22 protein-coding genes are annotated in these 26,906 nt (G+C 65.9%); 12 read left to right on the top strand and 10 right to left on the bottom strand.

Translation table 11 applies throughout. The features are described from left to right. Positions 1 to 9: 9 nt before the first annotated feature. Complete coding sequence (locus DFR49_RS18895) at positions 10 to 951, bottom strand: LysR family transcriptional regulator (protein WP_119037186.1); 942 nt, start codon at positions 949 to 951, stop codon at positions 10 to 12. Positions 952 to 1,331: 380 nt separating this feature from the next. On the opposite strand from DFR49_RS18895, the gene DFR49_RS18890 reads away from it, so the two are divergent. After that, positions 1,332 to 1,739, top strand: coding sequence for a nuclear transport factor 2 family protein (locus DFR49_RS18890; protein WP_170151056.1), 408 nt, complete (start codon positions 1,332 to 1,334; stop codon positions 1,737 to 1,739). Between the two features lie 80 nt (positions 1,740 to 1,819). Further along, complete coding sequence (locus DFR49_RS18885) at positions 1,820 to 4,015, top strand: TonB-dependent receptor (protein ID WP_119037184.1); 2,196 nt, start codon at positions 1,820 to 1,822, stop codon at positions 4,013 to 4,015. A 204-nt stretch (positions 4,016 to 4,219) separates the two neighbouring features. Here the strand turns inward: DFR49_RS18885 and DFR49_RS18880 are convergent, their stop codons facing one another. Next, a complete protein-coding gene (locus DFR49_RS18880) occupies positions 4,220 to 4,987 on the bottom strand; it encodes a class I SAM-dependent methyltransferase (RefSeq protein ID WP_119037323.1) in 768 nt (255 codons plus the stop codon). Here DFR49_RS18880 and DFR49_RS18875 point away from each other — a divergent pair. Beyond that, complete coding sequence (locus tag DFR49_RS18875) at positions 4,986 to 5,849, top strand: helix-turn-helix transcriptional regulator (protein ID WP_211325935.1); 864 nt, start codon at positions 4,986 to 4,988, stop codon at positions 5,847 to 5,849. The two genes, DFR49_RS18880 and DFR49_RS18875, sit on opposite strands and share 2 nt — an antisense overlap. Positions 5,850 to 5,929: 80 nt before the next feature. Here the strand turns inward: DFR49_RS18875 and DFR49_RS18870 are convergent, their stop codons facing one another. Then, on the bottom strand, positions 5,930 to 6,838 hold the full coding sequence (locus DFR49_RS18870; protein ID WP_119037182.1) for a LysR family transcriptional regulator: 909 nt from the start codon (positions 6,836 to 6,838) through the stop codon (positions 5,930 to 5,932). 265 nt (positions 6,839 to 7,103) lie between these two features. On the opposite strand from DFR49_RS18870, the gene DFR49_RS18865 reads away from it, so the two are divergent. The 3 genes from DFR49_RS18865 to DFR49_RS18850 all read left to right on the top strand — a co-directional run bounded on the left by DFR49_RS18865 (position 7,104) and on the right by DFR49_RS18850 (position 9,591). Continuing rightward, positions 7,104 to 7,838: an SDR family NAD(P)-dependent oxidoreductase gene (locus DFR49_RS18865; protein WP_119037322.1), complete on the top strand. Its 735-nt coding sequence runs from the start codon at positions 7,104 to 7,106 to the stop codon at positions 7,836 to 7,838. Between the two features lie 74 nt (positions 7,839 to 7,912). Further along, positions 7,913 to 8,512 (top strand): NADPH-dependent F420 reductase, encoded by a 600-nt coding sequence (locus tag DFR49_RS18860; RefSeq protein ID WP_119037181.1) that lies wholly within the window; start codon positions 7,913 to 7,915, stop codon positions 8,510 to 8,512. Between the two features lie 116 nt (positions 8,513 to 8,628). After that, positions 8,629 to 9,591: an SDR family oxidoreductase gene (locus DFR49_RS18850; protein ID WP_119037180.1), complete on the top strand. Its 963-nt coding sequence runs from the start codon at positions 8,629 to 8,631 to the stop codon at positions 9,589 to 9,591. A 69-nt stretch (positions 9,592 to 9,660) separates the two neighbouring features. Here the strand turns inward: DFR49_RS18850 and DFR49_RS18845 are convergent, their stop codons facing one another. From DFR49_RS18845 to DFR49_RS18825, 5 genes are all read right to left on the bottom strand, one after another. Further along, positions 9,661 to 10,353, bottom strand: coding sequence for a gluconate 2-dehydrogenase subunit 3 family protein (locus DFR49_RS18845; protein ID WP_119037179.1), 693 nt, complete (start codon positions 10,351 to 10,353; stop codon positions 9,661 to 9,663). Beyond that, positions 10,350 to 12,056 (bottom strand): GMC family oxidoreductase, encoded by a 1,707-nt coding sequence (locus DFR49_RS18840; protein ID WP_211325934.1) that lies wholly within the window; start codon positions 12,054 to 12,056, stop codon positions 10,350 to 10,352. The genes DFR49_RS18845 and DFR49_RS18840 overlap by 4 nt, the downstream gene beginning before the upstream one ends. Continuing rightward, a complete protein-coding gene (locus tag DFR49_RS18835) occupies positions 12,053 to 12,793 on the bottom strand; it encodes a 3-keto-disaccharide hydrolase (RefSeq protein WP_170151055.1) in 741 nt (246 codons plus the stop codon). The genes DFR49_RS18840 and DFR49_RS18835 overlap by 4 nt, the downstream gene beginning before the upstream one ends. A gap of 251 nt (positions 12,794 to 13,044) precedes the next feature. Continuing rightward, positions 13,045 to 14,268 (bottom strand): MFS transporter, encoded by a 1,224-nt coding sequence (locus tag DFR49_RS18830; RefSeq protein WP_119037177.1) that lies wholly within the window; start codon positions 14,266 to 14,268, stop codon positions 13,045 to 13,047. An 11-nt stretch (positions 14,269 to 14,279) separates the two neighbouring features. Continuing rightward, the gene (locus DFR49_RS18825) at positions 14,280 to 15,791 is read right to left on the bottom strand and encodes a S10 family serine carboxypeptidase-like protein (protein WP_119037176.1); all 1,512 of its coding nucleotides are present in this window, start codon (positions 15,789 to 15,791) and stop codon (positions 14,280 to 14,282) included. A gap of 134 nt (positions 15,792 to 15,925) precedes the next feature. Between DFR49_RS18825 and DFR49_RS18820 the strand changes: the two genes are divergently transcribed. Genes DFR49_RS18820 through DFR49_RS18800 form a run of 5 tightly spaced genes read left to right on the top strand, consistent with a single transcriptional unit; the run spans position 15,926 to position 21,831 of the window. Then, a complete protein-coding gene (locus tag DFR49_RS18820; protein WP_147373731.1) occupies positions 15,926 to 17,629 on the top strand; it encodes a M61 metallopeptidase family protein in 1,704 nt (567 codons plus the stop codon). Next, a complete protein-coding gene (locus tag DFR49_RS18815) occupies positions 17,626 to 19,065 on the top strand; it encodes a CapA family protein (RefSeq protein WP_119037174.1) in 1,440 nt (479 codons plus the stop codon). Before DFR49_RS18820 ends, DFR49_RS18815 begins: the two co-directional genes overlap by 4 nt. A 35-nt stretch (positions 19,066 to 19,100) precedes the next feature. Next, entirely contained in the window at positions 19,101 to 19,658 is a 558-nt protein-coding gene (locus DFR49_RS18810; RefSeq protein ID WP_119037173.1) for an RNA polymerase sigma factor, read from the top strand. Then, positions 19,655 to 20,719, top strand: a complete 1,065-nt coding sequence (locus DFR49_RS18805) for a FecR domain-containing protein (RefSeq protein WP_119037172.1) — start codon at positions 19,655 to 19,657, stop codon at positions 20,717 to 20,719. Before DFR49_RS18810 ends, DFR49_RS18805 begins: the two co-directional genes overlap by 4 nt. After that, positions 20,716 to 21,831, top strand: coding sequence for a dipeptidase (locus tag DFR49_RS18800; RefSeq protein ID WP_119037171.1), 1,116 nt, complete (start codon positions 20,716 to 20,718; stop codon positions 21,829 to 21,831). Before DFR49_RS18805 ends, DFR49_RS18800 begins: the two co-directional genes overlap by 4 nt. Positions 21,832 to 21,848: 17 nt before the next feature. On the opposite strand, the gene DFR49_RS18795 is transcribed toward DFR49_RS18800, so the two are convergent. Together DFR49_RS18795 and DFR49_RS18790 are read right to left on the bottom strand one after the other, a co-directional pair. After that, positions 21,849 to 23,042 (bottom strand): aminotransferase class V-fold PLP-dependent enzyme, encoded by a 1,194-nt coding sequence (locus tag DFR49_RS18795; RefSeq protein WP_170151054.1) that lies wholly within the window; start codon positions 23,040 to 23,042, stop codon positions 21,849 to 21,851. A 13-nt stretch (positions 23,043 to 23,055) separates the two neighbouring features. Then, a complete protein-coding gene (locus DFR49_RS18790; RefSeq protein ID WP_147373730.1) occupies positions 23,056 to 26,277 on the bottom strand; it encodes a TonB-dependent receptor plug domain-containing protein in 3,222 nt (1,073 codons plus the stop codon). Positions 26,278 to 26,483: 206 nt separating this feature from the next. Between DFR49_RS18790 and DFR49_RS18785 the strand changes: the two genes are divergently transcribed. Next, positions 26,484 to 26,900, top strand: a complete 417-nt coding sequence (locus DFR49_RS18785) for a RidA family protein (RefSeq protein WP_119037168.1) — start codon at positions 26,484 to 26,486, stop codon at positions 26,898 to 26,900. Positions 26,901 to 26,906 lie beyond the last annotated feature (6 nt).

The following is a 26,906-nucleotide window of genomic DNA, read 5'->3' as shown; positions in this document are numbered from 1 at the left end:
CGCGCCGGTTTACGGCGCCGGGAAGCGGTGTTCCTGCCCTTCCGGCATCAGGTGCCGCGCCAGCAGTTTCGCGGCTGCGGAGAGCGCCTGCCGATCGCGGACGCACAGCATCAGCGGCCGGTGGGCCCAGGGTTCGTCGAGCCGGCGGAAGGCGATCCGGCCCTGCGCTGCCGGGACGCACGCGACTGCCGGCAGGATGCCGACCCCCACGCCCGCCGCCACCATCGATCGCACGCTTTCGAAGCTGGTCGCGTGCACCCGCTCGTGCAGCGTCTGCCCCGATGTCTGGGCCTGGGTGCGGTAGAGCGCCAGCAGCGAACTGTCGCGCTGCATCCCGACGAACGGCTCGGTCACCAGATCGGATAACGACAGCGCCTCCTTGGCGGCAAGCGGGTGGCCTGCGGGCAGGACGGCCACGAGTTCGTCGTCCATCCAGGGGATGAGTTCCACGCCCTCGCTGGCGACCGTTCCCGAGATGAGCCCCAGATCGCAAACGCCGACGCGGACGGCGTGGATGATGTCGAAGCTGGTGCCTTCGTCGAGTTCGACCTCGACCCGCGGATAGCGTTCGAGGAAATCGGCCATGCGCGCGGGCAACGAACCCGAGAGGATGGCGGTGGTGTGCGCGCGCAACCGCACATTGCCGCGCACCCCTTCGCGGATTTCCTGAAGATCGCGGGCGATCTGCTCGAGCAGTTCGACAGCATGGGCGACGCGATCGAGCATCGCAGCGCCATCGGGTGTCACGCTGACGCCGCGATCGTGGCGATCGAGAAGGCGTACACCATAGCGGCTCTCGAAGTCCGAAATGCGTCGGCTTACCGCCGACACCGCGATGTTCTCGCGTTCGGCCGCGCGCGCGAGATTGCCTTCCTCGCGCGCCGCGAGCAGCAGCCGCAGCGTCAGGAGGTCCATGCCGTTGAGGACCGATCCGGTGGGCGCCCGGCTCATAACCCGGCCAGGGGCTTTGGGCCGCGATGTGATTTCCGACCGAGCAACACGCCTGTCCCTTCCCGCGGTGACACAGGATCAAAGCTGTATCGGCAGCGCGCGCGGGCGTCGAGCGTGGCTATCGTGCCACAGGTAAGATGGAAAATTTCTTTACGAGCACAGAACGGGTCGACTGTGCCCGACCACGCATCCCGCCGGCCATTGCCCGCGCTATTGCCGCAAATCCGGGCGTATCGTCGGGCCTGGCAGCGCGGCGGACGCCTTCCTTCGGCCAAGCTCATCACCGGTTCGTCCAAAAAACTCGTCAGACCATTTGACAAAGTTGGAGCACTCACGCAGCATAAGGTCAAGCTGCGCGATCACAGATGCAGGAGGTTAGGATGCTCGATACCGTTCAGACCGAGGCGATTGCCAACCGGTTCTTCGCCGCAGTGGAAGCCGGTGATCTCGATGCCGTGGTCGCCATGTATGCGCCTGACGTGCGCATCTGGCATTCGCGCGACGAAGCCGACACCGATATCGAGCAGAGCAAGGAATTGTTGCAGCTTTTCTTTTCGCGGGTCTCGAACCGTCGGTACGAAGTCGTTCGGCGGCACGTTTTCGACGGCGGCTTCGTCCAGGAGCATGTGACGCACGGTACGATGGCCGACGGTAGTGCGATGCGGCTGCCGGTGTGCTTCCTGTGCCATCTCGACGCGACAGGCCGGATCACCCGGATCGCCGAATATCTCGACAGCAGCAAATCGCCCTTGCGCGGCGTCGTCCAGCATCAGGCGGCTGCGCTATGATTCCATCATCCCGTCAATAACCGAACAGCGCGCTCACCGGCCAACGGGGGCGCATCACGCCAAGGCCAACAGGAGAGAATATGTCCAAACGGTTCGCATCGCTTGCGGGCGCGGGTAGTGTTGCGCTCATGATCGGCTGGGCTGCGCCCGCGATGGCGCAAACGAGCCCCGACGCTCAGGCCGCCCAGCATGAAGAGGCGGACAGCAGCCTGCAGCTCGAGGAGATCGTCGTCACCGCCCGCAAGCGCGAGGAGCGCCTGCAGGACGTGCCGATTTCCGCAAATATCCAGACCGGTGCGGCGCTGGAGCGTGGCGGCATCGCCAATCTCGAACGGATGACGAACTATGTCCCCAACCTGACGATCCAGCCGTCGCCAGGGGTGCCGTCGCTCTATATTCGTGGCATCGGATCGGGCCCCAACAACCCCGCCTTCGAACCCTCGGTCGGCCTGTTCATCGATGGCCTGTACATGGGCCGCGGCCGCCAGACCTCGGGCGATTTCCTCGATGTCGAGCGGATCGAAGTGCTGCGCGGGCCGCAGGGTGCGCTGTTCGGCAAGAACACCTCGTCCGGCGCGATCAATATCACCACCGGCGTGCCCACCGACGAACGCGAGCTTTCCGCATCGATGACCGGCTATGTCGCCGGCGATAAGGGGATCGAGGCCACCGCGGTGGCGTCGGGGCCGTTGACCGACAAGCTGAAGGCGCGGCTGGCGCTGCGGTACGACAATCGCGAAGGCTGGCTGTACAATACGGCCAAGGACCATCACGATCCCAAGCGCGAGAACATTCAAGGCCGGCTGACGCTCGCTTATGATCCGAGCGATACCGTCTCGTTCGTGCTCCGGACGCATTTGTTCGATTATGACATCCAGGGCGATTTCTTCTCGACCGCGCCGTTCGGCGCCAAAAAGACGTTCACCCGCGCGACGACGCCGGGCGTCGATGAATTCGATCGCGGCCACGGCGCCAATATCGGCCTTACCACCGACATCCAATTGGGCGGCGGCTATTCGCTTACCTCGATCACCGGCTATTCGAAGTTCACCTATTTGCGCGCCGTCGACAGCGATTTCGCCGTGGACCCGTTCTTCACCACGCAATTCGGCGAATCGTTCTGGCAGCTTTCGCAGGAATTGCGGATCTCCTCGCCCAGCGACGGCATCTTCAACTGGGTCGCGGGGGTCTATGCCCACCGCGCCGAAAGCGACAATATCCTCGCGTTCTCCTCGATCAGCCTGGGCGCGCTCGATGGGACGAGCCGGCGGTCGATGGACCAGAAGACCGATTCGCTGTCGGGCTATGTCCAGGGGACGTTCCGCCTGACCGAACAGTGGCGCGTCACCGCAGGGCTGCGCGGCACCGTCGAGAAGAAGGACGCGATCTTCATCCGCGACGTCACCGGGTCGCCCCCGGCGAGCTGGCTCGCGACCGATCTGACCGGCAAGATCGACGAAACCGCGTTCGACCCGTCGGTGCAGATCCAGTATCTGACCGGGCCGAGCATGTTCTACGTCTCTTACGCCAAGGGATCGAAGGCCGGCGGTTTCGTCGCCGCCTCGACGGCGGTGCAGCAATCGGGCTTCGCTTATGACGGCGAGACGTCGCAATCGTTCGAGGTCGGCGCCAAGCTGGAATTGTTCGACCGGCGCGCGCAACTCAACATTGCGCTGTTCCGCACCAAATACACCGACCTTCAGGTCTCCGCCTGGGACCCCATCGCCAACGCCACGCTCACCCGCAACGCGGCCGACGCCACGTCCAAGGGGATCGAGGCCGAGCTGACGGCGCGCCTGTCCTCGCCGCTCACCTTCCGGGGCGCGATCGGCTATCTCGACGCGAAATATGACGATTTCCCCGGTGCCCTCTGCCTTTACCGTCAGACCGCACCGGCCGCGAACTGCCTTGAGAATATTGGCGGCACGCGGATTCCGCGCGCACCCAAATGGTCGGCGTCGGGTGGGCTCGATCTGGATCAGCCGGTCGGCGGCAACCTTCACGTCACCGGCAATTTCACCGTCAGCTATCGTTCGGGGATTTTCCTCGACGACAATCTGAACCCTGCTTCCTACCAGAGCGGCTTTGCCAAGATCGACGCGCGGCTGGGGATCGGGACATTGAACGGTGGCTGGGACGTGGCGCTCGTCGGGCAGAATCTGACCAACAAGCTGACGTCGAGCTATGCGCTCGGCACGCCCTTTGCGGTGAATACCGAGAGCTTCTCGATCGATCCGCCGCGCGTGATCGGCCTCCAGTTGCGGTTGAAATACTGAATTGCGACGGCGTTCGTGGTGCCATCAGGCGTGATGGCACCACGAGCATCCCGGTTTTGCGCGCCTCGTCGAGGGGCGTCGATGTGGCTCCCTCCGTCTCCGCCAATTCCTTCCATAAATAGATGATTTTTCTGGATATCATGGATGGCGTGGCTCGCCGTCCCCACATAAGGTCCCACAGGAAATCAGCGGTTGATTTTCGCTTCAGCGGCAGGCGGTCACCTCGATCTGCAGGGTATCGATGGAGAACGATCCGTTGGGCTCGATGGCGAAATAGCTGGCGGTCTCGGCAGATGCGCATTGCTGAAGCGAACGGATGGCCGAGCGATGCGCTTCGACTGTCCGCATGCGATCGACCCATGATTGCCATTCCATCCGCAACCGCCGCTTTTGCGTGCCGCGCACGCGGAAGCCGCTACGCGCCAGCGCGGATGTCCACTCGGCTTCCGTGTAGTTTCGGACATGAGATGGATCGCGCAGCAGTTCCACTGCCTGCAAATGAGTGTCGAAAGGCGCATACCCCGGCGAAACCACATCGATAAAGACAGCCGTCGCGCCGGACTTCACGACACGCCGTGACTCGCGGAGGCCGCCTTCGAAATCACGCCAATGATGCGCCGAAAAGCGGCAGCACAGCATATCAAATGCGTCGTCCTCAAACGGCAGATCTTCGGCCGGCGCAGCACAGGCCGCTATGTTTGACAGTCCACGCGCCAGCGCCGTCTTGCGGACCGTATCCAGCATCGCCGCCGACAGATCGACCGCGGTGACGGTGCGGGCATGGCGCGCCAGCCGGTAAGCGACATGGCCACCGCCCGTGCCGAGATCCACCGCATGATCCGGCCGGTCGCGTTCGGCGATCACCTCCAGGGCATCCAGATCGTCGCCACCGGCGTGGACAGCGCTTTGCGCATAGGCGTGGGCTTGGGGGCCGAACTGCTCCTCGACAACCGCATCGTGTGAACGGGCCATGACCTTCTCCTTCATGGCCTCTGAAGAGGATCCAATACCCTGTTACAAGATATCCATTTATCCTGTTATAAGAATACCCATGAACCTTAACGCACGACGCAAAATGCTTGGCCAGTTTATCCGCTCCCATCGCGAGCGCACGGTACCGGACGTTGCTGTTCGCCGCCGACGAACACCGGGTTTGCGGCGTGAAGAGCTGGCTGCACGCGCCGGGATCGGTGTCACCTGGTGCGCCTGGATTGAACAAGGGCGCGAGATCAGCGTATCGCCCGATGCACTTGGCCGCCTCGCGATGGCGCTCGCGCTTACGCCGGCGGAACGGGCATATATGTTCGAGCTTGCCGGGCGGCGCGATCCTGCCGCTCCGGCATCGACTTCAATAATGTCGCAAGCGCCGGAAGGCGTCACTGCACTCGTTCAGGCCCTGCCCTGTCCAGCCTACGGGCTCGATCCGCTCTGGAACGCGTGCTGCTGGAACGAACCGGCTGAACGCCTGTTTGTCGGCTGGCTTGGTGAAGACGAACCGCGCAATCTGTTGCGCTATACGTTCACTTCGGCAGAGGCGCGAACCCTCATACCCGACTGGGAACAGCGGGCACGGCGCCTACTGGCAGAGTTTCGCGCGGATTGTGCGCGGATGTTGAACGATGCCGTACTGGACACCCTCATGGGGCGGTTGCGCGATGAATCGGGCCTTTTCGCTGAGGAATGGGACCGCCAGACCGTGATGGCGCGCGAAGGCGGAGAAAGAACATTCTTGCATCCCGAAGAAGGTCTCATCAGCTACACCCAGCACACCTTCAGTCCGGCAGAACGACCGGAATATAAAGTCGTGGCGTTGATGCCAAATGAGGTGACCTGACCATAAAGTGCAAACGCGCTGTCGTGTCCAAGGCGGTCCGCTCCGCCAACAAGCAAGCGTCGCTGGCGACCTGTCGGACGTCAGTCGCGTGACATGGACCGTGACATGGACAGCCCCGCGAGAAGCGGCGCGTACGCGGTGAGCCTGCGGGATATAAACTCGGTGAAAAGCCGCACGCGCTTCGTCTTGCGCGCCTCTCCCTGGGTGAGAAGCCAGAGCGTCCCATGCATGGGCAGGTCGGTGCCCGGCACCCGCACCAGCAGCGGGTCGGCATCTCCGACGAAGCACGGCAGTTTCGTCATCCCGATCCCTTGCTGCGCCGCCACGATCTGCGTCTCGGCGTCCGGGGTTCTGAACGGAACTCCGGTGGTGCGAACCTCTCCCTCGCGCGCCCAGTCCGGATTTCCATGATCGTTTATGACGATCCACCGGATGGGATCAGGCGCGCCCGCACGCCACGCGGCCAGTCGATCGCGAGACATGTAGATGCCGCTGAACAGTTCCGGTCCCTTCAGACCGTGAAGATTGAGCGGCAGGGTCTTGCGGTCGGTGACAATACGGATCGCGACATCGGCGTCCCGGTTGGTCAGATTCGCCACCTCGCCGGAGGACAGGATTTCCATCTCGATGTCCGGATGCATACGCGCGAAGTCGGCGAGATCCGGCATGAGCAGGTGCGCGGCGAGGAACGGTGGAAGCGTCACTCGCAACAGCCCGCGCGCGCTCTGGTCGCGACCGAAGACGCGTGTCTCCAGCAAATGCGACGACGCCTCCATCTGCTCCGCGAATTCGAGGACTTCCTCGCCCGCAGCCGTCAGGCGATAGCCCGAGGGCAGCTTCTCGAACATCTGCGCTCCCAGCCGCTCCTCGAGCTGTGCGATGCGTCGCAGCACGGTCGAGTGGTTCACGCCAAGCCGTTCGGCGGCAGCCCGCACCGACCTTCCGCGCGCGACGGCAAGAAAGTAGCGAACGTCATCCCAGTCGATCATGGTGCAATCTCGCACCGCGCGGTGCGCCGTCCAAAGCCATATCCAATCGCAGGATAGCACGGGCTGTCATCATAACCCACGCCGATAATCGCAGCCGAATTCCGAACGGCGGACACCGATCGTCGCGGCTGGCGTCGATCATCCGACCGGATCAATTTCGCACCACCGATGTGCGAACTTTCGCACTGAGCGCCTAGCGCCGGCGGACCTATCTCCGGGCCATCGAGAACAGAGACGCTGTCCGACACAACGAAAGATGCACGACATGACCAGATTGAATGGGAAAACCGCCGTCGTCACGGGCGGCGCTACCGGCATCGGCCGCGCCGCTGCGAAGCGCTTCATCGAGGAGGGCGCCTTCGTCTTCATCTACGGCCGTCGGCAGGAAGCGCTCGACGCCGCTGTGGCCGATCTGGGGCCCAATGCCCGCGCGGTGAAGGGCTCGATCTCCGATCCGGCCGATCTCGATCGGCTCTACGCGGCGGTGAAGGCCGAGCGCGGCACCCTCGACATCGTTTTCGCCAATGCCGGCGCGGGCGGCCTGCGTCCGCTCGGCGAGATTACGGCCGAACACATTGACGAAACCTTCGACACCAATGTGAAGGGGACGATCTTCACGGTCCAGAAGGCGCTGCCGCTGATGGGCGAAGGCGGTTCGATCATTCTGACCGGGTCCAGCGCCGGCACCACGGGCGCCCCCGCGTTCAGCGTCTATAGCGCGAGCAAGGCGGCCGTGCGCAACCTCGCCCGGACCTGGGCCGAGGACCTGAAGGGCACCGGCATCCGGGTAAACGTGCTGTCGCCCGGACCGACGGCGACCGAACTCGCGAAGGCAGCGGTTGGAGAGGAGGGCTTGAAGGCTTTCGCCTCGATGAATCCGCTCCAGCGCATGGCCGATCCGGCGGAGATCGGAGCGGCGGCTGCCTTTCTCGCGTCGCCCGACAGCAGCTTCATGACCGCCAGCGAGGTCGCCGTCGACGGCGGCCTCGCGCAAATCTGACGCACCACGCCGGCCGGACGCTCCATTCGATTGTTCGGAGTGCCGTAAGGTATGATGAACCCAAGGAAATATGTATGAGCTACGCAATTATCGGCTTCGGCAATATCGGCCAAGTGCTGGCCAAGGCGTTTGCCCGTGAAGGCATCGATGTTTCAGTTGCAACCACGCGCGACCCGGAAAGCTTCGCATCTGAAGCGGCCGCGATCGGCCCCACGGTCATTCCCAAGAGACTGGCGGAAGCGGTCAAGGCGGACGTCATTTTTCTGGCCGTCCGTTTCGAGGCGCACCCGGATGTCGCGAAAGCGCTGCCGAACTGGCAGGGGAAGATCATCGTCGATGTGACCAATGCCTACGGCGTGCCTCCCGAGGAACTGGGAGGACAACCCTCTGCCAGGTTCGTCGCGCAGGCCTTCACTGGTGCGAGGCTGGTCAAGGGCTTCAATCATTTGGCCGCCGCCGTCCTTGACCAGGATCCAGCCGTACATGGTGGCAGGAGAGTCGTGTTCCTGGCGAGCGACGATGAAGTTGCCGCGACGGAAATCGGTGCGCTCGCGGAAAATCTCGGTTTCGCGCCGATCAAACTTGGCGGGCTGTCGGAAGGTGGGCTGCTCGTTCAGGCGCGCGGAAATAGCTGGGGCCGACTGATCTTTAAGGACCTGGTCAAGGTCGACTGACTGCGCCCGATGAACACCGGTCCGCTGCTCATGGCGCAGACGTTGGAGCGCGCCTGCTTGCTGTCGGTTCTCGGTTGAGTTTCCCCGCGACATCATTTCACCCAAGGATTTGCGACATGCACGTTTTGGTTACTGGCGGGACCGGCCATATCGGTTCGTACATCATCCCCGATCTCATCGCCGCCGGTCACGAGGTCACCGGCCTGGCCAGGTCGGACACGTCGGCGGCGGCGGTGGCCGCGCTCGGTGCCAAGGTGGTTCGCGGGGATATTTCCGACCTCGATGTGCTCAAGGCGGCGGCTGCGGAGTCAGATGGCGTCATCCACGTCGCGCACAGGCAGGATCTGCTTCCGTCCGGCGGGATCGACGCGGTGGCCGCCGCGGAACTCCAGATCATGCTCGCTTACGGCGAGGCGCTGGCCGGAACCGGAAAGCCGCTGGTCGTGTCGGGGAGCATAGGCTCGCCTGCGTGGGAAGACTTGCACCGGCCAGCGACCGAGAGAGATCCGGCCCTCCCCGTACGGAATGAGCACAAGGGTACGCTGCGGGTTCGGAACGACGTGGAGCGCACCGTGATCGGCCTCGCGGAGCAGGGCGTGCGGTCTTCGATCGTGCGGATTCCTCCCATCGCGCACAGCACGACCGACGCCGGCTTCCTCCCGCTGCTGATCGGGCTCGCGAAGGAGAAGGGCGTGATCGGCTACCCCGGAGAGGGTGCGAACGTTTGGCCGGCCGTGCACGGCCGCGACCTCGCCTCCTTGTTCCGCCTCGCGCTGGAGAAGGGGCCGGCGGGCAAATATTGGCACGGGGTTGAGGACGGAGGCTTCCGATTCCGCGAGATCGCCGAGGCTATCGGTAGCCGGCTGGGCGTGCCCGCGGTGAGCATTCCCGCGGACGCGCTGATGCTGCCGGGCTATTTTGGGTTCCTTGCGAATTTGGTCACGCTGGATCTCCCGGCGTCCAACCTCATCACCCGCCAGACCCTCGGCTGGCAACCCGCTGAGCGCGGCCTGTTCGAGGACATGGACAACGGCCATTACTTTCCGCGCCAGGCAGACAGCCGTGTCGCGATGGCGTGATCCGTTCAAAGAAGGCGAGCGACACCCCGATCGACGAAGAGACCGAACATAGGCGATCTACGTCCGGAATCAGGAAGCCGCCAAACCCAGCCCGGTGAGCATGTCGGCGAAATGCGCCAACGCCTCCGGTGTCGGCCCGGGATAGTCGCCCGGCGTCGGCTGGTCGCCGATAAAGCCCATGTCCGCCTTGCCTTCGGGCAGGCTGTAGAAGCCGAGCACGAAGAGATTACGCAGCGTGTCCATGAATGCGACCGGCTTCACCATTCCGGCAGCCGGGGTGGTGACGGTGAGCGCATCGAGCAGGTTGGCGCGCTGGGCCGGCGCGATCGCATCGAAGGCGGCCCCGTGTAGCGCCCGGCTTTGCGCGTCGAGCCACATCAGCCCGCCGAGCACCTGTTCGCGGTTCTGTCGCTGGATCGGATAAGGCGCGCTGATCCACTCGTCCACGAATGCCCCGACGCCGAGCTTGCCCGCACCCGAAGAGCGTTCGTCGGCGGGAAGGATCAGGTCGCCCAGCAGATCGACCGTCGCACGCTGCGCCTTGCTCAGCGTCAGCGGCCAAGGCACTTTGGGCGCCATGAGGTCCGGATCGCGCCCATAGCCGTTAGCGGGCAGCGGTGGGGGCACCGCATCAGGCCAGTCCGCGACCTCGAACGGTGGTCGGGCGTCTGTTCCTGCCGCCATCGCGGGCGTCCAGCGGGCGAGCGGCAGCGCCGCCGCGGCCATCACCCATTGCAGCGTTTCGCGGCGCGACAGCGTCATGCGAGGGCTCCTGTCCTGAACCGGGCGGCAAGCCGCTCGGAGGCGCGCAATGCCAGCGCGAGAATGGTGAGCGTGGGGTTCTTGTGTGCGCCCGAGGCGAAGATGGCGCCGTCCATCAGCACCAGATTGCCGACTTCCCAGGTCTGGCCATAGCTGTCGACCACCGATGATCGCGCGTCGGACCCCATCCGCGCGGTGCCCAGTTCGTGGATGATCTCGCCGCCTGCGGTGATGAGCTTTTCAGGCGGCAATTCGGGATCGAGGATCGTGGCGTTCATGCGCCTGAACACCGCGTGCGCGGTCCGCTGCCCGTGCGCGACCTGATTGAGTTCGTGCTGCGACCAGCGGAAGGCGAAGCGCAGCACGGGAATGCCGAACCGATCCTTCACGCCCGGATCGATCTCGCAGAAGGTGTCCTTGTTGGGGATCATCTCGCCGCGCAGCGTCATCCCGATCGTCGCGCCCGAAGCGCTGCGGACCGCTTGCTTCAGCCCGGCGCCCCAGACCCGCGGCAGGGCGGCGGCAGGCGGGATACCGAAGCGGCCGCCGATCTCGAAATGATAGCCGCGGGGAAAATCCAGGTCGCCGCGTTGCTGCTCCGGGTACAGCCAGAAGGGGATGTAGACGTGCTGCCCGCCGATGCCGTCCTCATTGTAGCGCGGGCGACCGGCGAGCGCGGGGACATAGGCGCGGAACGACGCGCCGGTCGAATCGGTGAGGTTGCGCCCGAGCTGGCCCGAGGAATTGGCGAGGCCGGCGGGTGTGTCGCCGGAGTTGAGCAGCAGCCGCGTCGTCTCGCAGGTTCCTGCCGCCAGGATCACCGCCCGCGCCCTGACCCGGTGGCGGGCGCCGGTCTTTCGATCGACATATTCGACGCCTGCCGCGCGGTTCGCGCTGGCCATCACCACCTTCGAGACCATCGCGTCGGTGACGATCGTCAGCTTGCCGGTTGCCTTCGCCATCGGCAGGAACGAGGTCGTCGTCTGGAACATCGCGCCGATCGTGCAGCCGCGGCCGCACGGCGTCGCGTTGAAGCAGGCGCTGCGCGGAGCGACATCGTCGGGCATGTCGCGGGTCAGCACGGCCGTATGGGCGGCCCGCACCGGGATCCCCATGCTTTCGCACGTGGCCTTGAGGAGCATTTCGGGGATACGCGGCTTGGGCGGCGGCATCAGGCAGCCCGGCGAGGAGTCCGGGTGGTTCTCCAGCTCGATCCGCCCGCCGTTCACGCCGATCATGCGCTCGACGCGATCGTAGAAGGGCGCGACATCGTCATAGCCGATGGGCCAATCCACCCCTAGCCCGTCGCGCGAATGGGCCTTGAAATCATACGGGCCCCAGCGCGGCACGTGCCGCCCCCAATGATTGGTCCGCCCGCCCAGCATCCTCGCGCGATACCAGCGAAAGTCCGTGCCCTCGCGCATCGTATAGGGCTCGCCGTCGACCTCCCAGCCGCCGCCTACGGTCGCATCGAAATAGCCGAACGGCTTGTCGGGCGTGGCCGCTCCGCGCAGGGGCGCGTCGCTTTCGGGCGCCATCATGTTGACTTCGGCGCCGGGATCATAATCACGCCCCGCCTCGAGCATCAGGCAACGCAGCCCCGCTTTGGTCAGGCTGTAGGCCGCCATGCCCCCCGCGGCGCCCGAGCCGACGATGATGACATCGGCGGTCGTTTCCGCCGGATCGAACGCGGCCGCCGTCACAGCGCGCTCGCGCCGAGCTTGCGGATCTTGATGTTGCGGAACGCGACCGGCTCGCCGTGATCCTGCAAGCCGACCACCCCGCTGGGAAACGTGCCGAACAACGGCATCGACGCGAACTTCGATGCCGCCACCCGCTTGCGCCACGCGTCGTTGCCGAACGGGACATCGGCGGTGAGCGTGCCGTTCAGCCATTGGCGGATGCGGCCGTGCTCGACGCGCAGCCGCGCATGGTTCCAATGCCCGGCGGGGTGCGCCGCGCTCAGCGGCGGCACCGTGATGTCATAGAGCGAACCGGCGCGATGCGACGGGATCTTGCCGTCGGGATGGCCCTCATTGTCGATCACCTGCATCTCGATGCCGGTCTCGTAGATGTTCCCGATCCCGGGGACGTCGCGCGCAAGATAGAAGACGCCGCTGTTGCCGCCGCGTTCGACCTTCCAGTCAAGCGTCAGGTCGAACGCGCCGTAGCTGTCGGCGGTGACGAGGTCGCCGCCGCTCATCTCGCCGGTCTTCGATGTCAGAACCAGCGCGCCGTCCCGCACCGCCCAATGGGGCGACGGCGCGCCGCCGCCGAAGGAGCGCCAGCCGCTCAGGTCGTGGCCGTTGAACAGGAGCTGCCAGCCTTCGGTGCGTTCCCCGGCGGTGAGCGTGTTGGGCGCGGTCGCGCTCTGGCCGGCCAGCGTCGGCGTGGCCACCAGCGCCAAAAGGCAAAGGCCCGCGATCGAGAAGCTCCGCATCAGGTCTCTCCCGTGGTGCGATCGCCTCACGCGGGCGATCGCATACCCGATGACGAGGCCGCCGCGTTTCACCGGATCAGCGTACCGGTGAAGCGAAACACCCCGCATCTACGCTCCCGTAACTCTCATGAAGATCGCCGTCCCGCAATAATAAACTAAATTGATTTCATTTTTCTGCTGCGGGTGAGGCGGCATGGCGGTGATTGCGCGGTTCGCATCGCCGCGCCTGATAAGGGGCAACCGTGAGGGGGCTACAACCCGGCCGCGCTGTTTTCGTCGAGCCTCGATGCCATCCGGGTGGTCACGAGCAGCAGTGCGCACGTTCCGGCCAGGATCACGCAGGGGATGGCCGCGATCAGCACGGTGGCGGGGGAAAAGCCGATGGCGAGCAGATGTCCGGCCATAAGCGGCCCCGCGATCGCGCCCATCCGGCCGAACGCCACCGCGGCGCCAACACCGGTCGAGCGCGACAGGGTCGGATAGACCGAGGGCGCCATGCCGTAGAGGACGATCTGGCCGCCAATTGCGAAGAAGCCTACGATGATGCCCGCGCCGATCGTCGCCGTCAGCCCGTCGATCACGCCCAACGCCCAGAGCGAGAAAGCGATCGCGGCATAGGTGACGGCGAGCACGCGGCCGAGAAAGCCGCGATCGGCGATCGCGGTCAGGGCGATGCAGCCGACCGCCGCGGCCCCATTCTCGAACGCGGAGATCAAGCCCGCCTGCTGCGGCGAAAATCCCTTTTCCACCATCAGCGTCGGCAGCCAGTTGTTGAGCAGATAGACGACGACCTGGGTGAAGGCATAGCTCACCCACAACAGCAGGGTCGCGATCAGGCGCCCGCCGCCGAACAGCGCCTCGCGCGCGGGAATGACGTCGGCGTCCCCCGCCCCGCTCGCGCGCGCCGATCGGAACTCCTCCGATTCGGGCAGCAGGACGGTGAGCAGCGGCACGATCGCGATCGGCAGGGTGCCGCCGATCAGGAAGATCGCACGCCAGTCCATCGACGATTGCGACGCGACGAACAGCGCCAGCAGCGTGCCCCCGATCGGCGTGCCGCTGAACATCAGCCCGACGCCGGTCGCTCGCCGCGACGCGGGGGCGGCCTCGGCAGCGATGGCGATGAGGTTGGGAAAGGCCGCCCCGAGCCCGAGCCCGCACAGCAGCCGGATCAGCACGAAGCTGACCACGTCGTAAGCCAGCATCGTTGCCAGCGAAAAGATGCCGAGAAGCGTGAACGAGATCACCAGCACGCGCTTGCGCCCCCAGCGATCGCCCAGGCGCCCGCCGATCGCGGCGCCGATCATCAGCCCGACGATCGCCGCGGTCAGGACGTAGGACAGCAATTCGGCCGAGAACGCCATTTCCTGTGCCACCATCGGCGCGGCGAGCCCCATCGAGACGATATCGGCGCCTTCGAGCGCAGCGGCGAGGAAACACAGAAGGAGCGTCCGGCGGGTATGAAGCGATGTCATTGGAGAGATCCTCAAGGCCGGAACGCCGGCGCGTCGAGCACATCGCGCGCCAGCGCGCGCATATCGTCGGCAAACTGCGCGCGGGGGCCGGCATCGCGATAGATGGCGTGCCCCGACAGATAACAGCGAAAGGCGATCTTGCCGACATAGGCCGGCGGCAGGTGGCGGCCGTGCTCGGCGTCGATCGAGCAGCCGCCGACCGGATCGTAGGCCCCGTGCGCGACAAGGATATGGAGGTTCGGATTGAGCGCGAACGCCTCGGCCGCGCCGGGCAGCGGCGGGCCATAACGATACATGCCGATCCGCCCCGTCGCGGCGAACGCCTTTTTGGCCTGCTCGATCTGCGCCGGGGTGGCGTCATAGACCGTCGAGTGGAGCCATGAGGAATTGATCGAGGGCGGATAGGTGCCCGTCGGCGCGAAGCCGGATTCGATCGGTTCGACGCCGAGATAGGGCAGATCCGAATTGTAGCCGAGGTCGTCGCGGATCGAGGCCACGCCCGCGTCGAGCGGCGGATAGTGGTACGGCTCGAGAAAGCGGTAATCGAGATAATAAGGCATCGACGGCGCGATGCCGCCGAGGAAGGTGCCCTGCGTCAGCGACACCGTGTCGCGATCGATCTTGTCGGGCGCGAGGCCGATCCGCCGGGCCAGCTCGCGGCGCAGCGCATCCCGCTCGGCGATCGGCATGGTGGCGATCCGCCGCAGCGCCGGCAGATAGGTCTCCCGCGCCCATCGCTCGGCCTCGGCGCGCGCGGCGGCTGGCGTCGTGCCGTATTCGGCGGGCAGCTTGTGATAATAGAGTGCGGTGACGGCATAATCGGCGACGTGCATCGCTGGGGCGATCAGCGCCTGATCCGGATAATCGGGCAGGCCTTGCGTGTTCGAGATCAGCGCCAGCCCGCGCACGTCGAACCCCCGCTCGAGCAACCGATAGGCGACCGACCCCGCCCGCCCGGCGCCATAGCTCTGCCCCGCGACGATCAGCGGCCGATGCTGCGCGCGATGCTGGATCAGCCACGCACGGATGAACTCGGTGACGGCGGCGACATCGCCGACGACGCTGGTGAAGGCAGGAAGCGCCTCGGCACTGACGGGCCGCGAAAAACCGGTGCCGACCGGATCGACGAAGACGAGATCGCTGTCGGTCAGCCAGGTGTCCGCATTGTCGATCAACCGCCCGTCGACGATCCGCCGCGGCCCCGCACCCTCGAAATTGAGCGAGGCGGCGGGCAGGCCGGGGCCGCCGTTCCAGATGAAGGTGATGGGGCGCACGGCGTCGCGCGCGGGGGCGATCGCATAGGCGAGGTAGAAGGTGTGGCCCAGGGTCGCGCCGGTGGCGACGTCGCGAATGGCGGTCCGCCCCGCCTCGGCCGTATAGTCGATGCCGCCGCCCGGCAGCTCGGCATGATGCCGCGTGATCGCGGTGGGGGGCTGATCCTGCGCACCGGCGGCCGCCGCGCATAAGGCGATGCCCAGCGCCGCCGCGATCATCGGCCCGATCCGCCACAGCCGTGTTGACATGCTTCCCCCCGCCGACGCCAGTAACCGGACTACGCACCGGCGCTGCGGAACCGCATCGATGTTCGCGGGATTTCGCCGGTGCCGCGTAGCACGTGATGACAGATCATCTTCGACGCGGAGGGGGGAGGCGCATCGTGCGCAGCATTCATCTGGCAATATTGGCGGCGGCGGCCGTGGTAGCCGCGCCGCTGGCGGCGCAATCGCCCGATGCCGGCCCGCCGACCATGACGCTGGACGTGACTCCGACCGCGATCGACCCGGCGACCCAGACGGGTGCGATGACGGTCGAGATGACGATCCCCGCGATGCGCGTGCGCAAGGGCGAGGTGATGCTCAGGCTCGGCCTCGGCATGCCCGGCCAGGCGCGCCCGCATCGCGTTACCGCGATCACCGCCACCGACTCGCGGGGGCCGATCGCGCTGGAGGCGGCCCCCGGCATGGTTGCCGAATGGCACGCGCCGCGCGACGTCGAGGGCGATGTGCATGTGCGCTACACGCTCGCGCTGGAGAGCATCCCGATGTTGCAGGGCGGCCCGCCGACAGCGGTGCGGGTCGACGGCCGGGCGTTTTCGGGGATCGGCGAGGTGCTGTTCGCCCAGCCCAGCCTCGAAACGCCGATCGCGATCAAGGTCGATTGGCACCTTGAGGGCATGCCCAACGGCGCTGAGGCCATCTCCAGCTTCGGCGACGGCGCTATCGATCTGCCCGTCGGCGCGCCCGATCGACTGGGCAACGCGGTCTATATGGTCGGCCCCGTCTGGCGCGAGCCCGAGCAGGGGACGATCGACAATTTCTCCGCCGTCTGGGCCGACGATCCCGGCTTCGATCCGCGCGCGATCATGCGCTGGACGGCGAAGCTGCATAGCTGGATGAGCGATTTCTTCGGCGACGAGACCGCGCCGCCCTATCGCGTGTTCATGCGCTTCAACCCGATGAACGCGGGCGGCGGCGCCGCGCTCTATCACTCGTTCCTCGTCACCTATGGCAAGGGCGTGACGGGCGAGACGCTGAAGTCGATTCTCGGCCACGAGATGACGCACACCTGGACCGCCAACGATCTCGGCAAATGGTATGACGAGGGCGACGCGGTCTATTATCAGGCGCTGCTGCCGTGGCGTGCCGGCCTGATGAGCGACGAGGAATATCTCGCTGACATCAATCAGACGGCGAGCCGCTATTACACGGGCCTGCTGCGCAACACGACCGAGGAGGAGGCCGTGCGCCGCTTCTGGGAGGATACGCGCGTGCGCGTGCTGCCCTACGATCGCGGCGCGATGTATTTCGCCAAGTTGAACGGCATGATCCGCCGGGCCTCGGGCGGCAAGCGCTCGGTCGACGATCTGGTGTTCGAGATGATCGATCGCGCGAAGAAGCGCCTGCCCATCACCGACGCGGTGTGGCTGGATATGCTGCGCCGAGAGGTTGGTGAGAAGGCGGTCGAGATGCACCGGACGATGTTGTCGGGCGGGCTGATCGTGCCCGAATCGGATGATTTCGGCCCGTGCTTCCGCCGCACGACGAAGATGATCCGGCGGTTCGATGTCGGCTTCGACTTCGCCTCGCTGATCGGCGCCGACAAGGTCGTGCGCGGCCTGAAGCCGGAATCGGAGGCCGCCAAAGCGGGCGTCCGGGAGGGTGATCACTTCACCTACGGCGTCGCGCTCGACGCGGTGCAGGCGGAAGTGAACCGGACGTTCACGATCCAGGTGACGCGCGACGGCCAGACGTTCCCGATCACCTATCTGCCGCGCGGCGAGGCGGTCGAGGCCTATCAGTGGGAAGTCGATCCCGCGGCGCCCGCGGGCGCGTGCCATTCCCAGCAAGGAGCCGCCCTGTGATCCGTTCGACCCCCCGTTTCGCCCGGCGCCTGCTGCCGGCGTTGGCCGCCGCGCTGGTGGCAATCGCCCCGGCGAGCGCGCAGGACGGTCCGCCGCGCCCGTCGAACAACCCCGACGATTTCCTCGCCCAGCCGCCCAAGCCCGCGACGACGAAGGGCGACTTCACGCTCGTGGCGATCGGCGACATGCTCTATTCGCACCCCAAGGCGGATTACGCCGATCCGGCGCTGCAACGGGTGATCGACAAGGTCCGCAAGGCCGACGTCGCGGTCAGCAACCAGGAAGGCGTGTTCCTCGATCTGTCGACCTTCGACGGCACCGGCTACGGCCTCGGCCAACTCTGGGGCGAAGGCACGCTCGCCACCGACATGAAGGCGATGGGGCTCGATCTGGTGTCGGTCGCCAACAACCATTCGACCGATTTCGGCCCCGACGGCCTGCGCCAGTCGATGCGTCTGCTCGACGCGGCGGGGCTCGCGCATGCCGGCGGCGGGCGTGATCTGGCGGAAGCGCGCGCGCCCGGCATCTTCGCGTCACCCCACGGCAAGGTCGCGCTCGTGGCCGCCGCCTCGACCTTCAAGGAATATGCCCGCGCCAACGACGCCTTCGGCGGCCTCAACGCACGCGCCGGCATCAACACGCTGCGGCTGCGCAAGGTCAACATCGTCTCGCAGGCGCAATTCGACGCTCTCCGCGCGCTCGCCACCGAACGCGCCTCGCCGCGCGAACCCGCCCCCGCATCCGACGCGCACGAGATCAGCTTCGGCAAGGAAATCTATCGCGTCGGCACCGGCGATCCGGTGATCTATGAGATGGATCTCTACGATCATGCCGGGCTGCTCAAATCGGTCCGCGACGCCAAGCAGGCGTCGGATCTGACGATCTTCACCATCCACGCGCATGAAAGCCCGACGGGGATGGACGACGATACTCCCGCGCCGCCCAATTTCCTGAAGACGCTGTTCCACGACGTCGTCGATGCCGGCGCCGACGTGGTGGTGGGCGGCGGGCCGCATTCGCTGCGCGGGATCGAGATCTACAAGGGCAAGCCCGTCTTCTACGGCATCGGCGTGTTCTTCATCCGTGGCGAGATCAAGGGAATGCAGGAGGCCGCGTTCAGCGTCTTTCCCGATCCCGCGACGGGCCGTGCGCCGCCGCCCGAGCCCGAGTCCGAATCGGTGCGGCCCGGCGGCAATCCGACGAGTTGGTATGACGGCATGCTCGCCGAGATCGATTATCACGACGGCGACGCGACGACGGTGCGCCTCTACCCGCTCGATGTCGGCAACACCCCCGATCGCAGCCGGCGCGGCATGCCGCATTTCGCCGATCCTGCGACCGCAAAGCGTATCCTCACCAACCTCAAGACATGGTCCGCCGCGCTGGGGACCAAGGTCGATATCGACGGCGCGGTTGGAATCATCCACATTCGCTGATGTGGGAAAGCGAAAGCCTCGCGTAATGCCTTGCGATGTCTGATCCCCGTCCGCGAGTCGACCGGGTCTTGCCGCCGGAGGCGAGCGTGCAGGCGGAAGCGCTGAACCAGCGTTTCCGGCCGGCGCTCATGTCGTTCTTCCTCAGGCGGATCCATAATTTCGCGGAAGCCGAGGATCTGACGCAGGATGTCATCGTGCGGATTTCGGAACGCGCGGCGACGATCGATGCCTCGCGGCCAGACGCCTACGTGTTCCAGATCGCCGCCAACCTGCTGCGCGATCACTGGCGGCGGTCGAAGGTGCGGACGTCGTACGAGTTGGAAACCAGGTCGGTACGCGGCGCCTGGATGGATGAGATCGACCCCGAACGCGCGCTGCAATCGCGGCAGGCGCTTTCTACGGTGACGGGGGCGATCAGGACGATGCCGGAACGCACGCGGACGATCTTCGTCCTGTTCCGGCTTGAACATATGAAGCAGCGCGAGATCGCGGATCTGCTGGGCGTTTCGGTTCGCACGGTCGAACAGCATGTGACGCGCGCCAGCCTGATCCTCCGCGACAGCCTGAGGGACGAGAACGGTGTGACGGAATGAACGGTTTCGATCATCGCGACGAGGCGGCGGCGAGCTGGGCGATCAAGCTCAGCGAGGGCGGCCTCTCCAAGACGGAGCAGGCCGCTTTCCAGCGCTGGCTGGATGACGATCCGCGCAACGTCGACGCGCTGTCGGAAATCGTCGGCGCCTGGCAGACGGTCGACCATTACGCCACCGCCGCGCCGATGATGGACCTGCGCAACGACGCGCTGGCCTATGCCCGCGGCCGGCGCGACGAGCCGTCCGGCGTCACGATTCCGCCGCCGCCGCTCTGGCTGCTGGTGGCGGCGTGCTTGTGCCTGATCTTCGCCGGCATCACGATCTGGCGCACGCAACAGCCGCAGGTCTATGCGACCGGGCTGGGCGAGCGCCGCGTGGTCATGCTCGACGACGATTCGAGGCTGTCGCTCGACGCCAACACGCGCGTCCGCGTCAAATATTCGCGCGCCGGGCGGCAATTGTGGCTCGAGGAAGGGCGCGCCAGGTTCGAGGTCGCGAAGGATCCCTTACGCCCCTTCTCGGTCGCCGCGGCCGGCAAGATCGTGGTGGCGACCGGCACCGAGTTCAGTGTCGAACTGCTCGGGCGCGAGACGCGCGTGATCCTCTATGAAGGTCATGTCGCGGTGCTCAACGGCAGTGCGGCGACGCGCGACACGCTCAAGCTGTTCGACGAGAAGCGTGCGCCGCGCGCCGATTATCTGATGCTCGATCCCGGCAACGAACTCATCGTCCATCACGCGGGGACGCCGCGTATCGACGATCGGTCGACAATGGCGATCGAGCGTCCCGCATCGCTCGACACCTCGACCGATTGGGAATCGGGTCAACTCGTCTTCGACAACGAAACGCTTGCGATCGTCGCCCAGCGCACCAATCGCTACGCGGCCAAGCCGCTCGAACTGGCGAACCCCCGGGTCGCACAGATGCGTATTTCCGGGGTATTCCGCGCCGGCGACACCGAAAGGCTGGTCGAAGGCCTCACCGCGACGCTGGGGCTGCAATCGCATGACAACGGGCGGGCGATCGTGCTGGGCCCGGCAACCAAGACGGATTCCCGATGATGAGACGTACCGTTCTGGGCGCGATGGCGGCCGCTCCTTTCGCCGCGGGCACGGCGCGCGCCGGGCTGGCGCCGTCGCGCCCGCTGATCGTCAATACGCTCGGCGAATTGTCCGACCCCAATTTTTGGGGCGAGGAGACGGGCGAGCTGGCGAGCGACCGTGTGATCCGGGATGCGATCGCCTCGGGAACGAGCGCGATCAACCTCACGCTCGGCTATGTGTCCGGTGAGGAGGATCCTTTCGAAGTGTCGGTGCGCGATATCGCGCGGTGGGACGAGGTGATCCGCCGTCACCCCGCCTCGCTGATGAAGGTCTATTGCCCCGACGATATCGAGACCGCGCACCGGCTGGGCAAGATCGGCATCATCTTCGGGTTCCAGAACGCCGCGATGATGGGCAGCGACGCCAGCCGGGTCGACGTGTTCGACGATCTGGGCGTGCGCATCATCCAGCTCACCTACAACGTCCGCAACCAGTTGGGCGGCGGCTCGCTGGCGCCGGAGGATACGCCGCTGACGCCGTTCGGGCGCGAGGTCGTCGAACGGCTCAACGCGCGGCGGATCATGGTCGATCTGTCGCACAGCGGCCGGCAGACCTGCCTCGACGCGGCGCGCGCCGCGTCGGCGCCGATCTGCATCTCGCACACCGGCTGCCGCGCGCTCGTCGATTATCCGCGCAACAAGACCGACGAGGAATTGCGGCTGGTGGCGGACAAAGGCGGTTTCGTCGGCATCTATTTCATGCCGTTCCTCGCGCATGAGCGGCAGATCACCTCGGCGGACGTGATCGCGCATATCGAACATGCCGTCGACGTATGCGGCGAGGATCATGTCGGCATCGGCACCGACGGGTCGACCACCGCGATCGACGACATGAAGCGCTGGGCTGCCGCGTTCGCCGAGGACATCCGGCGCCGCCGCGCCGCCGGCATCTCGGCGGCGGGCGAACGCCCCGATTCCTTCCTGTTCGCGATCGACATGCGCGGCCCCGAGCAGTTCCGCATCCTCGCCGACAAGCTCGCCGCGCGCGGGCACAGCCAGCGCCGGATCGAGAAGATCCTCGGGCTCAATTTCCTCGATTATTCGCGGCGGATCTGGAGCGACCCGGCCTAATCGGAACCGGACGGTCTCTAGCTGCGCGCCAGCCTGCCCAGCACCTCGATCGCCCGATCGACATCGGCGTCGGTGTTGAAGATCGCCGGTGCGAGCCGAACGTGCCCTGCGCGAACGGTCGCCTCGACTCCCGCCACCGCGAACGCGGCCTTCGCGGCATCTTCTGGTCCCGGCAGCGCGATCGCGACGATCGGCGCCCGGTTGCCCGCCGGCGTCGCACAGCGCAGCCCCAGCCGCTCGGCACCCGCGTGCAGCCGATGCGCCAGCCCGACGCCATGCGCCTCGATCCGGTCGATACCGATCGCGGCAAGATGATCGAGTGCGGCGTCGAGCACATGCACCTCACCGAAGGCGCGGCTCGAATAATCGAAGCGGCGCGCGCTGGGATCGATCGTGAACCCGGTCTCCGGCGCGCCCGACGCGTGCATCTCGCCGTAGCGATCGAGCCGTAATCGCTCGATCACCTCGCGCCGCACGAAGAACGGCGCCACGCCCCATCCGGCGAACAGCCATTTGTACGATCCCGCGCATAACGAATCGACGCCGGTGGCGTGGACGTCGATGGCGATCGCGCCGACAGCCTGGATCGCATCGGCGTAGAGCAGCGCGCCGTGCGCGTGCGCCAGATCGGCGAGGGCGCGCATGTCGTGCCGGAATCCGTTGCGGTGGGATACCCAGGCGACCGACAGCAGCCGCGTTCTGCGATCCACCAGCGGCGCGAACGCCGCCACCCCCGCCGCGCCGCCGCGGTTGCGCGCGACGCGTAGCTCGATGCCGCGGGTCCGTTCGAGCGCGCGATAGAGGACGAACTCCGTATCGTAATGCAGGTCGTCGATCACGACATTGTCGCCCGGGCGCAGATCGAGCCCGGCGGCGATCACATTCTCGCCCTCCGCCGTCGAGAACAGCAACCCGATCTCGTCGGGCGACGCGTTGATCAGCCGCGCGAATTTCGCGCGCACCCGCTCGGCACCGCGCAGCAGTTCGCCCACCTCGAGCGGCCGTTCCGCCTTGGCCCTCGCGAAGTCGGCCGCGGCGCGTTGCGCCCGGGTGGACATCGGCCCGATATAGGCGGTGTCGAGGAACGCCCGCCCGCGCGCCGTGATCGGGAAATCACCGGCGGGATCGCGCGCCGGTGGCCCCTGCGCGATCAGCGGCGGGGCGATCGAACCGGCCACCCCGCCGCCGACGAAATGCCGGCGCGTGATCACGCCGCGTTCGCGGCTACCAGAAGCGGATCTTGGCCCCGACATAGAACTGCCGGCCATAGAGATCGCCGTAATTGCGCGTCGGGAAGGACGGCCCCTTGTTGGTGAGGTTGTTGACGCCCGCGCGCAGCGTGAGCTTCGGAAATTCATACTGGATCGAGACCGAATGCCGCGTGTTGCCCGAGATGTGCGGCATCGGATCGTTCTCGACCGTCGCGTTCACGGTATGCAGCGCGCTGGGCAGATAATACATCTGGTAGAAGGCACGGAACGGCCCCTTCGAATAGCGCAGGTCGAACCGGGCGCGCCATTCGGGATTGGCGATGGTGCCTTCGCTGCGCGATTCCGACGCGCCGGTGGCGTTCGAAAGCGCCAGCGTGGTGTGGGTCGCCTCGACGTTGAATTCGAGCGTCCCCATGTCCTTGCCGAACACCCGCTCCAGCGGGAGCAGATAGTTCAGATTGTAGATTTCGCCGTGATATTTGATGATCGCGGCGTTGAACGTCGTCTGGTTGGCGGTGACGATATAGCCTTGGCCGTTGCGCGTGAAATTGTCGCAGGCGTTGTTGTTCGGATAATCGGTGGAATCGAAGCAACTGCTCAGGAAATTCGCTGGGCTGAACGCCGTCAACCCGTTGTCGAGCGTCACCTCGATCCGGTCGGCGGTGAAGGTCAGGCCCGGCACGAAGCTCGGCTGGACGACGACGCCATAGGTCCAGGTGTTCGAAATCTCGTTCTTCAGATTGAGATTACCGCCGCTGGAAATCAACGCGAGCGAGGTGTTCTCGGCCGGATCCTGGAATGTCGCGAGGTCGCCATAGCCTGGATTGGCCGCGAACAGCGCCTGACAGTTCTGGAGCCGCACCGCCGGATTGGGGCCCTGTCCGATCGTATCCATGTCGCAAGGGTCATAGCCGATCGGCCCATTGGAGACGCTGACCGGCGAGAATAATTGCTCGAGCGACGGCGCCCGGAAATTGCGACTACGCGATCCGCGCAGCGTGACGCCGAACCCGGTATCCCAGAGCAGGCCCGCGCCCCAGACGTTTTCCTTGCCCGCGATCGAATTGTCGACATGGCGAAACGACCCGTCGGCGACGAGCGACTTCACCGCCGGCAGGTTGAAATCCTCGCCCAGCAGCGGGACGAGCAGTTCGGCCGAGAATTCGTCGGTATTATATTCGGCCTCGATCGGCTCGGACGCGCAGCAATTGCTGACGATGCCGAGCTGGTCCGCTTCATAGGGCACGAGGTTCGCATAATCGCGGCGATGCTCATAGGCGACCGAGAATTTGGCCAGACCGCCCGGGAGCTTGAACAGGTCGCCGCCCAGCGTGGCGAGCACGTCGTCCTGCACGTTCTCGAAATGCGATCCCGACAGCACGGTCGCGTAATCGAGCGCGGCCTGCGATGCCTTGACGTTGCCGAACGGATCGATCGGCGCGCACGCCGCATCGTCGTTGGTCGGATCGGCGTCGGCATTGATCCGGCATACGATCTCGCCGTTGGCGCGCACCGAATCGAGCGCGTTGTTGAGGTGCGTCGCGTACGAATCGAACACCTCGACATAGCCGGTCGATTTGCCGCGGCTGGCGGTCACGCTCCAGTAGAACGAGCGTCCGGCGGCCTCGAAATCGCCTTCCAGCCCGACCAGCGCCCGCCAGGTGTCGCGCTCGCTGCCGCGGTTGCGCGTCGGCAGGATGTTCATGATCCGGGCGAGATAGAGCTGGTCGCCCGCCGCGAACGCGGGGCTGACGGCATCGAGCGAATTGATCGCGTCCTGCGTCAGATAGGGATTGGTGCGATCGAACGGGACCAGGCCCGCGCCCCCGTCATAGCTGTTGAACAGCGTGCGGAAGATCGCCTGCGTGCCATAGGGGTCGGTGCCCTTCTGATGGCCGTAGAGGAATTCGCCGATCACCTTGACGTTGCTGGTGATGTCGAAATGCCCATTCGCCGTGCCGGTGTAGCGTTCGACCCCGGTGACGGCGGTCGAGACCTCGCGCCAGTCGAGCCCGTCCCCGCCGATCGCGCTCGCCGAGCCGCCGTAATAGATGCCCGGATCGTAATTGACGACCTGCGAGCCATCGTCGTTGAACTGGAACAGGTTGCCGCCGCTGTCCGACAGGAACGTCGCGAAGAAGGGCGGCGATCCGCTGGGACGGAAGATCACGCCGTTGTAATTGTGGAACCGATAGCGCGGGTGCGTGATGTAGATTTGCGTCGGCTCGCCGTCGTTCGGCCCGGTATCGTTCGGGTTCGTCACTGCGATCGGCGACAGGTCGGTCCACGGGCGGTCGTAATCGAGCAGCGGATCGGTCTTCGAATATTCGAGGTTGATCGCGATGTTGCCGCGGTTATCGGCGAAGTTCTTGCCGGCGGTCAGCCGCAGATAGGGCCTGTAATCGTCGCCATAGGTGCTGATCGATTGCTGGCCGTCGATCTCCAGCCCGTCGAAATCGTCCTTGAGGATATAGTTGACCACGCCCGCGATCGCGTCCGACCCGTATACCGCCGCGCCGCCGCCCTGGATGATCTCGACGCGCTCGATCAGCCCGGCGGGGATCACGTTGGTGTCGACGATGCGGTCGCCCAGCCCCGAGGCCGAGGAGACCATGCGGCGCCCGTTGACGAGCGTCAGCGTGCGCCCGGCCCCCAGATTGAGCAGGTTGGGATAGGTCTGGCCCGAGCCGGCCGGATAGCCTTTGGTCGGGTTGATCGGAAAGTCCGGCACGTTCGAGGTGACGTCGTTGAGCAGTTCGCCGACCTGGACGTAGCCGCGTTCGGTCAGGTCCTGCTTGCCGAAGGAGGTCATCGGCGCCGACGTCTGCGTTTCCGAACGACGGATGCGCGATCCCGTGACGACGATCGAATCGTCGACCACCGCCGCGCCGTCGGCATCGGCGATCGCAGCCGTCTCGGCTTCGAGCGTATACATTCCGCCGCGCGTCTTGCGAGCGACCAGCCCGGTGCCCGCAAGAAGCTGGCGTAGCGCGTCGTCGGCCGAGTGTCGGCCGCGCACCGCGCCGCTGCGCTTGCCGTGCACCACATCGTCGGCGAAGATGATCTGCTGATTGGTCGCCTGGCCGAAGGCGCGCAGGGCTCCCCCCAGATCCTGCGCCGGAATATCGAAGCTGTAGACGGTCTCCTGGGCGTGCGCCGGCACCGTCGCGAGGCAACTCGCCGCGACACCGGTCGCCAGCAACGCCGCCAGTCTCGTTAATCCGTGATGAGTCATCGCCCGGCCCCCCTTCTTGGTGACGGCTTGTCGTCTTTGGCCGTCCAACCTTTGTCACACGGTGCTACGTGGTGCCGCGGCAAACCCGAACGGCGATCGATGACAATTTCTTGACGCGCCGCCTTCGGGATCGGGCCGCTCGTGCATATTGCCTTCATATCACTGCATTTCCGCAATGCGGGGGCGAAGGGGAGGAGCCAAGCTCGATGACCGCGATTTCCGATGTCGATTATATCGCGCATCCCGATCCCCGCCTGCCGTTCTCGGCGGCGGTGCGGGTCGGCGATGTCGTCCACCTGTCCGGCCAGATCGGCGTGCGCGAGGACGGCACTCTGCCCAATGATATCGCCGGGCAGACGCATCAGGCGATGCGCAATCTGGCCGACGCGGCGACGCGTGCCGGCACCAGCCTCGATCGCGTCGTCAAATGCACCGTGATGCTCGCCGACATGGCGCTGTGGCCCGAGTTCAACCGGGCTTATCTGACCTGCTTCGATCGCGATCGGCTCCCCGCGCGCTCCGCTTTCGGCACCAGCGGGCTGGCGTTCGGCGCGCTCGTGGAAGTGGAGGCGATCGCCGTTGCGGGCGCCGTGGCGGGCGGGAAAGCCGGCACCGGTGCGTAGTAATCG

Source organism: Hephaestia caeni, assembly GCF_003550065.1.
GTDB lineage: Bacteria > Pseudomonadota > Alphaproteobacteria > Sphingomonadales > Sphingomonadaceae > Sphingomonas > Sphingomonas caeni_A.
Note: the sequence above shows the minus strand (reverse complement) of the source record. Positions and strands in the feature narration are given on the sequence as shown.

Bases quoted from the DNA above. Each gene is read 5' to 3' on its own strand.
- DFR49_RS18875 (WP_211325935.1), top strand. From the start codon at position 4,986: ATGACCTTCTCCTTCATGGCCTCTGAAGAGGATCCAATACCCTGTTAC.
- DFR49_RS18800 (WP_119037171.1), top strand. From the start codon at position 20,716: ATGATGAGACGTACCGTTCTGGGCGCGATGGCGGCCGCTCCTTTCGCC.
- DFR49_RS18880 (WP_119037323.1), bottom strand. From the start codon at position 4,987: ATGGCCCGTTCACACGATGCGGTTGTCGAGGAGCAGTTCGGCCCCCAA.
- DFR49_RS18790 (WP_147373730.1), bottom strand. From the start codon at position 26,277: ATGACTCATCACGGATTAACGAGACTGGCGGCGTTGCTGGCGACCGGT.
- DFR49_RS18895 (WP_119037186.1), bottom strand. From the start codon at position 951: ATGAGCCGGGCGCCCACCGGATCGGTCCTCAACGGCATGGACCTCCTG.
- DFR49_RS18890 (WP_170151056.1), top strand. From the start codon at position 1,332: ATGCTCGATACCGTTCAGACCGAGGCGATTGCCAACCGGTTCTTCGCC.
- DFR49_RS18830 (WP_119037177.1), bottom strand. From the start codon at position 14,268: ATGACATCGCTTCATACCCGCCGGACGCTCCTTCTGTGTTTCCTCGCC.
- DFR49_RS18870 (WP_119037182.1), bottom strand. From the start codon at position 6,838: ATGATCGACTGGGATGACGTTCGCTACTTTCTTGCCGTCGCGCGCGGA.
- DFR49_RS18785 (WP_119037168.1), top strand. From the start codon at position 26,484: ATGACCGCGATTTCCGATGTCGATTATATCGCGCATCCCGATCCCCGC.
- DFR49_RS18825 (WP_119037176.1), bottom strand. From the start codon at position 15,791: ATGTCAACACGGCTGTGGCGGATCGGGCCGATGATCGCGGCGGCGCTG.
- DFR49_RS18835 (WP_170151055.1), bottom strand. From the start codon at position 12,793: ATGCGGAGCTTCTCGATCGCGGGCCTTTGCCTTTTGGCGCTGGTGGCC.
- DFR49_RS18860 (WP_119037181.1), top strand. From the start codon at position 7,913: ATGAGCTACGCAATTATCGGCTTCGGCAATATCGGCCAAGTGCTGGCC.
- DFR49_RS18810 (WP_119037173.1), top strand. From the start codon at position 19,101: ATGTCTGATCCCCGTCCGCGAGTCGACCGGGTCTTGCCGCCGGAGGCG.
- DFR49_RS18845 (WP_119037179.1), bottom strand. From the start codon at position 10,353: ATGACGCTGTCGCGCCGCGAAACGCTGCAATGGGTGATGGCCGCGGCG.
- DFR49_RS18805 (WP_119037172.1), top strand. From the start codon at position 19,655: ATGAACGGTTTCGATCATCGCGACGAGGCGGCGGCGAGCTGGGCGATC.
- DFR49_RS18850 (WP_119037180.1), top strand. From the start codon at position 8,629: ATGCACGTTTTGGTTACTGGCGGGACCGGCCATATCGGTTCGTACATC.
- DFR49_RS18885 (WP_119037184.1), top strand. From the start codon at position 1,820: ATGTCCAAACGGTTCGCATCGCTTGCGGGCGCGGGTAGTGTTGCGCTC.
- DFR49_RS18865 (WP_119037322.1), top strand. From the start codon at position 7,104: ATGACCAGATTGAATGGGAAAACCGCCGTCGTCACGGGCGGCGCTACC.